At 62.5% G+C, this 12,931-nt stretch carries 10 protein-coding genes; 6 read left to right on the top strand and 4 right to left on the bottom strand.

Translation table 11 applies throughout. The annotated features are described in order from the left end of the window. Positions 1–98 precede the first annotated feature (98 nt). Positions 99–1,529 (top strand): NADP-dependent phosphogluconate dehydrogenase, encoded by a 1,431-nt coding sequence (gene gndA / locus ASD01_RS03210; protein WP_034788404.1) that lies wholly within the window; start codon positions 99–101, stop codon positions 1,527–1,529. A gap of 82 nt (positions 1,530–1,611) precedes the next feature. On the opposite strand, the gene ASD01_RS03215 is transcribed toward gndA, so the two are convergent. The 4 genes from ASD01_RS03215 to ASD01_RS03230 form a co-directional block, all read right to left on the bottom strand. Then, positions 1,612–1,809 (bottom strand): hypothetical protein, encoded by a 198-nt coding sequence (locus ASD01_RS03215; protein ID WP_064816996.1) that lies wholly within the window; start codon positions 1,807–1,809, stop codon positions 1,612–1,614. A 170-nt stretch (positions 1,810–1,979) separates the two neighbouring features. After that, entirely contained in the window at positions 1,980–2,435 is a 456-nt protein-coding gene (locus ASD01_RS03220) for a hypothetical protein (RefSeq protein WP_127889099.1), read from the bottom strand. Positions 2,436–2,669: 234 nt separating this feature from the next. After that, positions 2,670–4,292, bottom strand: a complete 1,623-nt coding sequence (locus ASD01_RS03225; RefSeq protein WP_034788408.1) for an ABC-F family ATP-binding cassette domain-containing protein — start codon at positions 4,290–4,292, stop codon at positions 2,670–2,672. A gap of 112 nt (positions 4,293–4,404) precedes the next feature. After that, positions 4,405–5,460: a LacI family transcriptional regulator gene (locus ASD01_RS03230; RefSeq protein WP_034788411.1), complete on the bottom strand. Its 1,056-nt coding sequence runs from the start codon at positions 5,458–5,460 to the stop codon at positions 4,405–4,407. 520 nt (positions 5,461–5,980) lie between these two features. Between ASD01_RS03230 and ASD01_RS03235 the strand changes: the two genes are divergently transcribed. The 5 genes from ASD01_RS03235 to ASD01_RS03255 all read left to right on the top strand — a co-directional run bounded on the left by ASD01_RS03235 (position 5,981) and on the right by ASD01_RS03255 (position 12,931). Then, positions 5,981–7,216: an ABC transporter substrate-binding protein gene (locus ASD01_RS03235; protein ID WP_060643548.1), complete on the top strand. Its 1,236-nt coding sequence runs from the start codon at positions 5,981–5,983 to the stop codon at positions 7,214–7,216. Between the two features lie 200 nt (positions 7,217–7,416). Next, positions 7,417–8,325: a carbohydrate ABC transporter permease gene (locus ASD01_RS03240; protein ID WP_034788417.1), complete on the top strand. Its 909-nt coding sequence runs from the start codon at positions 7,417–7,419 to the stop codon at positions 8,323–8,325. Positions 8,326–8,440: 115 nt separating this feature from the next. Beyond that, positions 8,441–9,268: a carbohydrate ABC transporter permease gene (locus tag ASD01_RS03245; protein ID WP_370689664.1), complete on the top strand. Its 828-nt coding sequence runs from the start codon at positions 8,441–8,443 to the stop codon at positions 9,266–9,268. A 4-nt stretch (positions 9,269–9,272) separates the two neighbouring features. Continuing rightward, entirely contained in the window at positions 9,273–10,367 is a 1,095-nt protein-coding gene (locus ASD01_RS03250) for an ABC transporter ATP-binding protein (protein WP_034788421.1), read from the top strand. A gap of 89 nt (positions 10,368–10,456) precedes the next feature. Continuing rightward, positions 10,457–12,931 (top strand): beta-mannosidase, encoded by a 2,475-nt coding sequence (locus tag ASD01_RS03255; RefSeq protein ID WP_034788423.1) that lies wholly within the window; start codon positions 10,457–10,459, stop codon positions 12,929–12,931.

A 12,931-nucleotide genomic window follows, 5' to 3' on the forward strand; every position in this document is an offset into this window, starting at 1 on the left:
AGAGCCCCGCGCGAGGGGGCGAAGTTCAATTCGAAGGGCCGGCACAGACGCGTTTATCCCGATCGCGCCCGGCACTTCTGTCCAATGGAGGCAATCACGTGTCACAGGCGGAAATCGGCCTAATCGGTCTCGGCGTCATGGGCTCGAACCTGGCGCTCAACATCGCTGAAAAAGGCAACAAGATCGCGGTGTTCAACCGCACCGTCGAAGCGACGCACAAATTCTACGCGGAGGCCGGCGACCTCCAGGGCCAGATCGTGCCCTGCGACACCATTGAAGAGTTTGTCGCCGCCATCCGCCCGCCGCGCCCGATCATCATCATGATCAAGGCCGGTGAGCCGGTCGACCAGCAGATGGAAATCCTGAAGCCGTATCTCGCCAAGGGCGACATCATGATCGATGCCGGCAACGCCAACTTCCGCGACACGATGCGCCGCTTCGAGGCGCTGAAGGATTCGGGTCTTACCTTCATCGGCATGGGTGTTTCCGGCGGTGAGGAAGGTGCGCGCCACGGTCCGTCGATCATGGTCGGCGGCAAGGAAGAGTCCTGGAAGCGCGTCGAGACCGTGCTGACCTCGATCGCCGCCAAGTATGACAACGTGCCTTGCGTCGCCTGGCTCGGCGAAAACGGCGCCGGCCACTTCGTCAAGACCATCCACAACGGCATCGAATATGCCGACATGCAGATGATCGCCGAAATCTACGGCATCCTGCGCGACGGCTTGAAGATGTCGGCGAGCGAGATTGGCGAAGTCTTCGGCACCTGGAACAAGGGCCGCCTCAACTCCTACCTGATCGAGATCACCGAGAAGGTGCTGAAGGCTGCCGATCCTTTGACCGGCAAGCCGATCGTCGACCTGATCCTCGACAAGGCTGGCCAGAAGGGCACCGGCAAGTGGTCGGTGATCGAGGCGCAGAACATGGGCGTGCCGGCAACCGGCATCGAGGCGGCGGTTGCAGCCCGCAGCATCTCCTCGATGAAGGACGAGCGCGAAGCGGCCGAAAAGATCCTTGGCCTTCCCCAAGTCGGCGAGTTCAAGGTCGCCGACAAGGCAGCCTTCATCAAGGATCTCGAAAGCGCGCTGCTTGCCGCCAAGATCGGCGCCTATGCGCAAGGCTTTGCCGTGATGTCGGCGGCGTCCAAGGAGTTCAACTGGAACCTGCCGATGCCGACGATCGCCAAGATCTGGCGCGCCGGCTGCATCATCCGTTCGCAGTTCCTGGACGAGATCACCACCGCCTTCACCAAGGCGCCTGACGCCGCCAACCTGATCGTGACGCCGGCCTTTGCCGCCATGGTGAAGGACACCGACGGGGCACTGCGCCGCGTCGTCTCGGCCGCAGTACTCGGCGGTCTGCCGGTTCCGGCACTCGCTTCCGCACTCGGCTACTTCGACAGCTACCGCCGCGGCCGCGGCACGGCCAATGTCATCCAGGCGCAGCGCGACTTCTTCGGCGCCCATGGCTTTGACCGCGTCGACGGTGCCGACAGCCATCATGGCCCGTGGGGCAGCGGCCTCAACGCCTGACCGTTCGGGTAATCAGATCAATGCGGGGCGGCCTTCGGGTCGCCCCGTTTTCGTTTGGGCCTCGTTTTGCGTGGACGGGGTGCTAGCCTGTCATCGAGACGGGTACAGATCGTTCTGTGGTTCCCCCGCCGCCTGACGCGGTGGGATTGGAACAGGACTTGATCGGCAGGACGGTGAAAAGCGAGGCAATCATCAGCACAACGATGATCAGCACCAGCCTGTCGGTGAAGGCGGCGCGAAAGATTTGCAGCACGTAGTGTTTCGTCTTCATCGTGCCCACGCGCTTTCATCGCCATCTCATGCTGGATGGCTTGGCTGCACCGTGGACGTCATGCGTCCGTTCATGGGAATGTACGTCAGACGGAAAGCGGCCGAAAGGGCCGATTGTTGCGGGCTGAGGCTTGTGCACCGCGTGACGCCAGTTGTCCTAAAGACCCCTGGCGGGCGCGGCTAGCGCCGAGAAGCGTGGCGGTCGTCGCGGATTCGGCTGCGTTCGCCAGGGCGCTGCGAACCCCGCATCGTTTCGCGCTCATCCGCTCGACGCGGGAATGGCGTAACCGTGTTTGCCGGTGACGAGCTGCGGCGCCGTTGCCGCAGCCTACCCAGCCTCATTGGCGGATCGACAAAGATCACCAGCAGAAAGCCGATGGCCATAAGCAGATAGGCCGGGACACCGGTCGTTGCGCTGCCGACGAAGGCGCAAAGCATGGCGAACGCAAGATAGATGCCGATGGTCAAGGGATTGGACAGGAAGGCCCACGCGCGGTCAGTCAGCCTGTCTTTCCATGCAATTCTCGATGTCATGCCGAACATCACCTGTCTGAAGTGATTGGCAGCTTTTTTGTTTGCTGCGATGGCGCCCCAGCCCGTGCAATATGTGACCGGTGCATGGCGCGGCAATGACACTCAGACCTTTGGCAGCAAGAGTCGGACCAAAGTCCCATCGATTTCACGGCGCGATAAGTTAGGATCGGTGGGCGTTGCCACGGCAGCGCCACAAGAACCTAGTTTTTTCAGTACCGATTTAGAGCAGGGTCGCGTTATGCGTTTGGGTTCTGCTTGCAGGTCCTCGGTCCCGCCGAGGAAGGCGGTGACTGCGAAATGCTGGGCGCCGGCGCGCGACGCCCAGCTTGCTTTGCTTCAGCTGCGAAGACCCGGCGCTTCCTGGCCGGTCCGCTCGACATATTCCGTGTAACCGCCGCCATACTGATGGATGCCCTCGGGCGTCAGCTCCAGCACACGGTTGGAAAGGGCTGCGAGGAAGTGGCGGTCGTGCGAAACGAACAGCATCGTGCCTTCGTAGTCCGCGAGCGCCTTGATCAGCATTTCCTTGGTGTCGAGGTCGAGGTGGTTGGTCGGTTCGTCGAGAACAAGCAAATTCGGCGGGTCGAACAGCATGATCGCCATCACCAGGCGCGCCTTCTCGCCGCCGGAAAGCACCCGGCACTTCTTCTCGACATCGTCCCCGGAAAAGCCGAAGCAGCCGGCAAGCGCGCGCAGCGGCGCCTGGCCCGCCTGCGGGAAGGTGTCTTCGAGCTGCTGCAGCACCGTGCGGTCGCCATCGAGCACGTCCATGGCGTGCTGGGCGAAGTAGCCCATCTTGACGCTGGCGCCGAGCGCGACATTGCCTTCGTCCGGCTCGGTGGAACCGGCGACGAGCTTCAGAAGCGTCGACTTGCCGGCACCATTGATGCCCATGATGCACCAGCGCTCGCGGCGGCGCACCATGAAGTCGAGACCTTCATAGATGCTGCGGCTGCCGTATTTCTTGTGCACGCCTTTGATGTTGATGACGTCTTCGCCGGAACGCGGCGCCGGGCGGAATTCGAAGGCGACGGTCTGGCGGCGCTTCGGCGGCTCGACCCGGTCGATCTTTTCGAGCTTCTTTACCCGGCTCTGCACCTGGGAGGCGTGCGAGGCGCGCGCCTTGAAGCGCTCGATGAACTTGATTTCCTTGGCGAGCATCGCCTGCTGGCGCTCGAACTGCGCCTGCTGCTGCTTCTCGTTCTGAGCGCGCTGCTGCTCGTAGAAGCCGTAGTCGCCCGAGTAGGCATTGAGCTGACCGCCGTCGATCTCGATGATCTTGGTGATGATGCGGTTCATGAACTCGCGGTCGTGCGAGGTCATCATCAGCGCGCCGTCATAGTTCTTGAGGAAGTCTTCGAGCCAGATCAGGCTTTCGAGATCCAGGTGGTTGCTCGGTTCGTCGAGCAGCATCACGTCCGGCCGCATCAGGAGAATGCGGGCAAGCGCCACGCGCATCTTCCAGCCGCCCGAGAGCTTGCCGACGTCACCGTCCATCATTTCCTGGGAAAAGCTCAGGCCCGCCAGCACTTCGCGGGCGCGGCCTTCCAGCGCGTAGCCGTCAAGCTCTTCATAGCGTGCCTGCACCTCGCCGTAGCGCTCGATGATCGCGTCCATCTCGTCGAGGCGATCCGGATCGACCATGGCGGCTTCGAGCTCGCGCAGCTCGGCGGCGACTTCGCTCACCGGTCCGGCGCCGTTCATCACTTCGGAAACAGCGCTGTTGCCGGACATCTCGCCGACGTCCTGGTTGAAGTAGCCGATGGTGACGCCCTTATCGACGGCGACCTGGCCTTCGTCCGGTATTTCCTCGCCGGTGATCATGCGAAAGAGCGAGGACTTGCCGGCGCCGTTCGGGCCGACGAGGCCGACCTTTTCACCGCGGTTAAGCGCGGCGGAGGCTTCGATGAAAAGGATGCGGTGGCTGAGCTGCTTGCTGATGTTTTCGATACGGATCATGTCTGCGGTAGCCTGAAGGGAGGAGCGGGGCGCAGTCGCGCCCAATTGTTGCCCCGGCCTGTCGCAGGTTTCTGCGTCACAAGCAAGACTTGAGGGCTGTTTTCAGCCGTTCCTAGGCGCGCAAGCCACGCGTGATCGGCGGCTGGAACTCGGGCTGGCTGAGGCTCTGCAGCGTTTCTGGCGGCTGGCCGTCGATGTGGCCGATGACTGCCTTGGCCAGTTCCCGACCGGCCACGCGGATGTCCTCGTACATGGTCATGACTTCCGGGCGCAGCCAGCGCAGGAAGTCGCTCGGTGACTTCGAGACCATGTCGCAGTCTTCGCCGAGCTTCTTCTTGGCCATTTCCAGGCCGGCAATCAAAGCGATCGCACCGGAGCCGCTGCCCGAAACGATGCCGTCGGGCGCGTCCGCCGAGCGCATCAGGGGCTCGAAGGCGTCGCGGATCTCGACCAGCGAATGGTCAATGTTGGTCTGGTGGAAGCCGACTGCATCCGCCTGGAAATCGCGAAGCCCACGCTCGAAACCGGCGCGCATGTGTGAATAGAAGGTGAGGTGCGGCGGCGGCTCGAGCAGCACCAGCTTCCGCCGGCCGCGCGCCACCAGTTTGCGTACCGCCTCGTAGGCGAAACGCTCGTTGTCGAAGTCGTGATAGGGGTGAACGATCCCCATTTCGGTGCGGCCGTGCGTGACGAAGGGCAGTCCGCGTTCGGTGAGCAGCGCCACGCGCGGATCGTGCGGCTCGGTGCGCGAAATGATCACGCCGTCTGCGGCACCCGTGTCGAGGATATAGCGGATCGGCGCCAGCGCGTCCTTGACGGCGCTATAGGGGGTGACGACCAGGTGGTAGGGCGTGCCGGCAAGGATCTCGGTGATGCCGACGACCATCGGGCTGGTGATGCCCATGATCTCTTCTTCCAGCGTCAATACGAGACTGATGACATTGGTCTTGCCGGTTCTCAGGCGCACGCCGGCGCGGTTCGGCTGGTAGCCGATCTGTTTGGCGACGAGCCGCACACGCTCCTTGGTTTCCGCACCGATATCGGGCGCATCCTTCAACGCCCGCGAAACCGTAGTGATGCCGAGCCCGGTCATGAAGGCGATCGTCTTCAGTGTCGGACGGGCTCCATCCGGCAGTCTCTGCGGCCTGTTTTTCGTCTTGTTGTCCATTGCCGTCACCCGCCCACTCTCTTGCCGCCCGCCGCCAGATTGCCCATCCGGCAGCGAAACGCGTCGGTTCAGTTCCATCCGCCGCGCCGTCGCCCTGTCACGTCATCGCGTTATATACGAAAAGTCGGTGGCGGCTATGCTGCTTTGGATGGATCAAATTGCTTCAAATCTGTAACGATACAGTTGCGATGTCGAGCGTTTTCGTTGCTGCGCTGCGAAAGATGGAGCGGACTGGTTGAATCGGAAGTTTTGGCGCATGTTTTTTGCGCTTGCGAGATGGCGCCTCCGATGCCGGTGCGCCATTGTTGCGGAAAATATATGTATTTCAGCGCGATGAAAGGGATTCCTGCTGGCCGCGTGGGTGCCGCCATTGCGCACAAAGCGCTTTGGAACGCGGCTGCCGTATGCACGCAATGGGTGTTTTTTAAGATTCTGTTTAAATCGATTGTGGTGGGTGTTGCGTCCTGTAATCGATTGCACTAAGTTTTTTACGGTAACGTTACAGTGAGGGAGGAGACTCATGAATTTACGTTCTTTCGCCGCCGTGCTTTCAGCCGCCGTGGCCCTGCCGCTCAGCGCAGCCAACGCTGTCGATCTTGAAGTGACCCATTGGTGGACCTCGGGCGGCGAAGCTGCCGCGGTCGCGGAACTCGCCAAGGCCTTCGATGCGACGGGCAATCACTGGGTCGACGGCGCGATCGCCGGTTCTGGCGGCACCGCCCGTCCGATCATGATCAGCCGCATCACCGGTGGCGACCCGATGGGCGCCACGCAGTTCAACCATGGTCGCCAGGCCGAGGAACTGGTTCAGGCCGGGCTGATGCGTGATCTCACCGATGTCGCAACCCGCGAGAAGTGGAAGGACATCATCAAGCCGGTGAGCCTGCTCGATTCCTGCACGATCGACGGCAAGATCTATTGCGCCCCGGTCAACATCCACTCCTGGCAGTGGCTGTGGCTGTCGAATGCGGCCTTCAAGACGGCCGGCGTCGAGGTTCCGAAGAACTGGGATGAATTCGTAGCCGCGGCGCCCGCGCTCGAAAAGGCAGGCATCGTGCCGCTCGCCGTCGGCGGTCAGCCGTGGCAGGCAGCCGGCGCCTTCGACGTGCTGATGGTGGCGATCGCCGGCAAGGACACCTTCCAGAAGGTGTTCGGCGACAAGGACGAGGAAGTGGCCGCAGGCCCCGAGATCGCCAAGGTCTTCAAGGCTGCCGACGATGCCCGCCGCATGTCGAAGGGCTCCAACGTCCAGGACTGGAACCAGGCGACCAATATGGTCATCACCGGCAAGGCCGGCGGCCAGATCATGGGCGACTGGGCGCAGGGTGAATTCGCGCTTGCCGGCCAGAAGGCCGGAACCGACTACACCTGCCTGCCGGGCCTCGGCGTCAACGAGATCATCTCGACCGGTGGCGACGCCTTCTACTTCCCGCTTCTGAAGGACGAGGAAAAGTCGAAGGCGCAGGAAGCGCTGGCCTCGACGCTGCTCGATCCGAAGACGCAGGTCGCCTTCAACCTCAAGAAGGGTTCGCTGCCGGTGCGCGGCGACGTCGATCTGGCGGCTGCCAACGACTGCATGAAGAAGGGGCTGGACATTCTTGCCAAGGGCAACGTGATCCAGGGTACCGACCAGCTGCTTTCGGCCGACAGCCAGAAGCAGAAGGAAGACCTGTTCTCCGAATTCTTCGCCAACCCGTCGATCACGCCGGAAGACGCGCAGAAGCGCTTCGCCGACATCATCGCGAACGCGGAATAACCGCAACTGCCTTGGCCGGCCTCTTTGAAAACGAGGCCGGTCAAAGCCTCCCATTCGGCAGGATGTGCCGGTCGTCCGCGCGTGATGCGTTTGCGGGCCCCATGGGAGTGGTTGTCGCCCTGATGTGGCAGAGCGCTGCGCGCTGAGTGCGCGGGGCTGCCCATCGTCCGAAACCCAATGCAGTTCCGGAGGAACGAAACATGGCGGGTTACACACAAGGTTCGGGCCGACCGAACCAGTGGCTGCGGAACCTGAACGCGAAGATTGCCTCCGTCCCGATGATTCTGACGGCCGTGGTGATCTTCCTCGGCGGCACGATCTGGACGGTCGTCTATTCCTTCACCAATTCCAAGCTGTTGCCGCGGCTCTCATTCGTCGGCCTCGATCAGTACGAGCGCCTCTGGGCGGCGCCGCGCTGGCTGATTTCGGTGCAGAATCTGGCAATCTACGGCATCTTCTCGCTGATCTTCAGCCTGCTGATCGGCTTCGTGCTGGCCGCATTGATGGACCAGAAGATCCGCTTCGAAAATACCTTCCGCACCATCATGCTCTATCCCTTCGCCCTGTCCTTCATCGTGACGGGCTTGGTCTGGCAATGGCTGCTCAATCCGGAATTCGGCATCCAGTCGGTGGTGCGCTCGCTCGGCTGGGAAAGCTTCACCTTCGACCCGCTCTATAATGCCGACATCGTTATCTACGGCATCCTGATCGCAGCCCTCTGGCAGGGCACCGGGCTCGTCATGTGCCTGATGCTCGCAGGTCTTCGCGGCATCGACGAGGACATCTGGAAGGCCGCGCGCGTCGACGGCATACCCATGTGGAAGACCTACATCTTCGTCGTCATTCCGATGATGCGCGGCGTCTTCATCACCACGCTGGTGATCATCGCCAGCGGCATCGTCAAGGTTTACGACCTGGTGGTGGCGCAGACGAGCGGCGGTCCCGGCATCGCGTCGGAAGTGCCTGCAAAATATGTCTACGACTACATGTTCCAGGCGCAGAACCTCGGTCAGGGCTTTGCCGCCTCGACGATGATGCTCATCACCGTCGCCATCATCATCGTGCCTTGGGCCTATCTGGAATTCGGGGGAGGGCGCAAGCGTGTCTGATATCGTTGCTTTCAATTCGGTGACTGAAGAGGCCGCACTGCAGGCGCAGACAAACCGGGTCGTCGCCGGCCCCCGCGGCGCCAAGCCCCGCCGGGCGTTGTCTGGCCGCAACATCATGATCTACGGCACGCTGATTGTCGTGGCGCTGTACTACCTGCTGCCGCTCTACGTGATGGTCATGACTTCGCTCAAGGGCATGCCGGAAATCCGGCTCGGCAACATCTTTGCCCCGCCGGTTGAAATCACCTTCGAGCCTTGGGCAAAGGCCTGGGCGAGCGCCTGCACGGGGCTCAACTGCGACGGCCTTTCGCGCGGCTTTTGGAACTCGGTGCGCATCACCGTTCCTTCGACGATCGTCTCGATCGCGATCGCCTCGGTCAACGGTTATGCGCTCGCCAACTGGCGCTTCAAGGGGGCGGAGCTGTTCTTCACCATCCTGATCGTCGGCGCCTTCATTCCCTATCAGGTGATGATCTATCCGATCGTCATCGTACTGCGGGAAATGGGCATCTACGGCACGCTCACCGGCCTCATCCTCGTGCACACCATCTTCGGCATGCCGATCCTGACGCTGCTCTTCCGCAACTATTTCGCCGGCCTGCCGGAGGAACTGTTCAAGGCCGCGCGCGTCGATGGCGCCGGCTTCTGGACGATCTATTTCAAGATCATGCTGCCGATGTCACTGCCGATCTTCGTCGTGGCGATGATCCTGCAGGTCACCGGCATCTGGAACGACTTCCTGTTCGGCGTCGTGTTCACCCGGCCGGAATACTACCCGATGACGGTTCAGCTCAACAACATCGTCAATTCGGTCCAGGGCGTGAAGGAATACAACGTCAACATGGCGGCGACGATCCTGACCGGGGCGGTTCCGCTCTTCGTCTACTTCGTCTCCGGACGGCTTTTTGTCCGCGGCATCGCCGCCGGCGCAGTGAAAGGGTAACAACATGCAAAACGTCAGCGTATCGGTCAAAGACCTGTCGTTGAGCTTCGGTGCCGTCACTGTGCTCGACACGCTCAACCTCGACATCAAGGACGGCGAGTTCCTGGTGCTGCTCGGCTCGTCCGGCTGCGGCAAATCGACCTTGCTGAACTGCATCGCCGGGCTGCTCGATGTCAGCGACGGGCAGATCTTCATCAAGAACAAGAACGTCACCTGGGAGGAGCCCAAGGACCGCGGCATCGGCATGGTGTTCCAGTCCTACGCGCTCTATCCGCAGATGTCGGTGGAGAAGAACCTCTCCTTCGGCCTGCAGGTCGCCAAGGTGCCGAAGGAAGAGATCGACAAGCGCGTCAGCCGCGCCGCCGAGATCCTGCAGATCCAGCCGCTCTTGAAGCGCAAGCCTTCGGAACTCTCGGGCGGCCAGCGCCAGCGTGTGGCGATCGGCCGGGCGCTGGTGCGCGATGTCGACGTGTTCCTGTTCGACGAGCCGCTCTCCAACCTCGACGCCAAGCTGCGCTCGGAACTGCGCGTCGAGATCAAGCGGCTGCACCAGTCGCTGAAGAACACGATGATCTACGTCACCCATGACCAGATCGAGGCCTTGACGCTTGCCGACCGCATCGCGGTCATGAAGAGCGGCGTGATCCAGCAGCTTGCCGATCCGATGACGATCTACAACGCGCCGGAAAACCTGTTCGTCGCCGGCTTCATCGGCTCGCCGTCGATGAACTTCTTTCGCGGCGAACTGCAGCTGCGCGACCAGCGCGCCTACGTCCACGCCAACGGCGTCGATTTCGACGTGTCGGCCTATCCGTCGCGCGCGCCCTTCGTGCATGGCCAGAAGGTGGTGCTGGGCTTGAGGCCCGAGCATGTGCGCGTCGACGAAGCGGCAAGTGGCGCGCCGGCCTCGCACCGGGCGGTCGTCGATATCGAGGAGCCGATGGGCGCCGACAATCTGCTGTGGCTGAAGCTTGCCGGACAGTCGATGTCGGTTCGTATCGCCGGCCAGCGGCGCTACGCGCCGGGCACGGCGGTCACGCTTTCCTTCGACATGGGCGTCGCCTCGATCTTCGATGCGACAAGCGAGAACCGACTCTGAAATAAGGGGATGCGGGGCGGCCACCGCTGCCCGGCACCTCCCAGCAATGACTGTGCCGGCGTGGCCGGTCGATCTATGGAACCATGCGCATGCTCTCTGAGGATTTCACCCGCACCGCCATTCGTCTCGATCTCGCAGGGGATTGGCAACTTTCTTCCGTCGACAATAGCCATGCGCTGGCAATGGAGTTGCCGGGCGATGTGCATTCGGCGCTGCTGAAGGCCGGCGTGATCGACGACCCGTATGTGGGGCGCAACGAGAACGACGTGCAGTGGGTGGCGCACAAGGACTGGGTGATCGAGCGCACGGTCACGGTCGGTGCCGACGACATTGCCGGCTACTGGTATCTCGACCTTGAATACCTCGACACGGTTGCCTCGGTGTTCGTCAATGACAAGCTGGTGCTTGAAGCGGAGAATTGCTTCCGCCGCTATCGCCCGGATGTCTCGAAGACGCTGGTTGCAGGCGAGAACCGCATCCGCATCGTGTTGCATTCCTCGATTGCCGAAGGCGCGCGGCGGCAGGCGGAGCAGCCCTTCTACGTGCCCTATCACCCTGGCAATTCACCGATCGCCAACGGCAATATGCTGCGCAAACCCCAGTGCCATTTCGGCTGGGACTGGAACCTCGCGATCGCGCCGCTCGGCGTCTACGGAGAGATCGCCCTTTGCCGGCTGGAGATCGCCCGCATCGAGCATGTGACGAGCAAGCAGGTCTGGCTGGAGGATGGCAGCGTCGATCTGGTGGTGACGCTGACGCTCTTTGCCGATGGGCCGGGCATTGTGCCGGTGCACTTCTCGCTCGATGAGGACCGCGAACGGCTCGATTGCGCCGTCGGCAAGGGCGAGACCCGCATCACCCATGTCTTCACCATGAGCGAGCCCAAGCGCTGGTGGCCGGCTGGAAGCGGCGAGCAGCATCTGTCGCGGCTGACCGTCGAGGTGCCGCAGGAGCAGGTGACGCGTCAGATCGGTTTCCGCACCGTCGAGCTTCTGACCGACAAGGACGAGGCCGGCAGCCGCTTCGCCTTCCGCGTCAACGGCCGCGAGATCTTCTGCAAGGGCGCCAACTGGATCCCGGCCGATGCGCTGGCGTCGCGGGTGACGCGCGAAGGCGTCGAAGACCTTTTGACCTCGGCTGTCGATGCCAACATGAACATGATCCGCGTCTGGGGCGGCGGCTTCTACGAGCCGGACTGGTTCTACGATCTGTGCGACCGACTGGGCCTCATGGTCTGGCAGGACTTCATGTTCGCCTGCAACCTCTATCCTTCGACGCCGGATTTCCTGGAGAATGTCGCAGCCGAGGTGGACTACCAGGCCAAGCGCCTGTCGTCGCATCCGTCGATCGCGGTCTGGTGTGGCGACAACGAGCTCGTCGGCGCGCTCACCTGGTTCGATGAGCCGCGCAAGGATCGCGACCGTTATCTCGTCTCCTATGACCGGCTGAACCGCACCATCGAGGTGGCGCTGAAGGCGGCGCTGCCCGAAGCGATCTGGTGGCCGTCGAGCCCGGCGTCGGGATATCTCGACTTCGGCGACGCCTGGCATGCCGATGGTTCCGGCGACATGCACTACTGGTCGGTCTGGCACGAAAACAAGTCCTTCGACAATTACCGCACCGTGCGGCCGCGCTTCTGCTCGGAGTTCGGCTTCCAGTCCTATACGTCGATGCCGGTCATCCGGCAGTTTTCGGCCGAGAAGGACCTCAATATCGCGTCGCCCGTGATCGAGAGCCACCAGAAGAATGTCGGCGGCAACGAGCGCATCGCCGGCACGATGTTCCGCTACTTCCGCTTCCCCAAGGATTTTCCGGCCTTCGTCTATCTCAGCCAGGTGCAGCAGGGGCTGGCGATCCGCACGGCCGTCGACTACTGGCGCTCGCTGAAGCCCCATTGCATGGGCACGCTCTACTGGCAGCTCAACGACACCTGGCCAGTCGCCTCCTGGTCGAGCCTCGACTATGGCGGCAGCTGGAAGGCGATGCACTACATGGTCCGTCGCTTCTTCCAGCCGGTCTCGGTCGCAGCGATCCCATCGGCAGATGGAAAGGAAATCGCCTTCTCGATGGTCAACGATACGGCAGAGCCGGTGACCGTCGAGCTGCAGACCTTCCTGGTTTCGCTCGATGGCCAGCGCACGCCGCTCGCGGCGGTCGCCGGTACCTGCAGCCCGGACCGGGCGGCAACGCTGGCGACGATCGCGGCTTTCGACATTCCGGAAGGCGACCTGCTGTTCTGGTCGTTCGAGGCATCGAACGGCATGCGCGGTGAGGGGCACCACGTCAACGGCACCTACAAGGCGCTCGACCTCAAGCCGTCCGGCCTGACACTCGATGTCGCGCCCGCAGGCGAAGGCGCCTTCGACGTCACGGTCAAGGCGAGCGGCTTGGCGCTGCATGTGATGATCGAGGCGGATGTGGCCGGGCGCTATTCCGACAACGCCTTCGACCTCTTGGCCGGCGAGACGAAGGTCATCCGTTTTACCCCGAAGGTGCCGTTTGACGCAGGTGAGCTGCCGCGCTTTTCCGCCTTCGATCTCGAATCCTGCCAGGGAAAGGGTTGA

It is taken from the genome of Ensifer sp. Root423 (assembly GCF_001426275.1).
GTDB classification, from domain to species: Bacteria; Pseudomonadota; Alphaproteobacteria; order Rhizobiales; family Rhizobiaceae; genus Ensifer; species Ensifer adhaerens.

Coding starts and splice junctions, on each gene's coding strand:
- ASD01_RS03250 (WP_034788421.1), top strand. CDS start 9,273: ATGCAAAACGTCAGCGTATCGGTCAAAGACCTGTCGTTGAGCTTCGGT.
- ASD01_RS03230 (WP_034788411.1), bottom strand. CDS start 5,460: ATGGACAACAAGACGAAAAACAGGCCGCAGAGACTGCCGGATGGAGCC.
- ASD01_RS03225 (WP_034788408.1), bottom strand. CDS start 4,292: ATGATCCGTATCGAAAACATCAGCAAGCAGCTCAGCCACCGCATCCTT.
- ASD01_RS03255 (WP_034788423.1), top strand. CDS start 10,457: ATGCTCTCTGAGGATTTCACCCGCACCGCCATTCGTCTCGATCTCGCA.
- ASD01_RS03235 (WP_060643548.1), top strand. CDS start 5,981: ATGAATTTACGTTCTTTCGCCGCCGTGCTTTCAGCCGCCGTGGCCCTG.
- ASD01_RS03240 (WP_034788417.1), top strand. CDS start 7,417: ATGGCGGGTTACACACAAGGTTCGGGCCGACCGAACCAGTGGCTGCGG.
- ASD01_RS03245 (WP_370689664.1), top strand. CDS start 8,441: ATGATCTACGGCACGCTGATTGTCGTGGCGCTGTACTACCTGCTGCCG.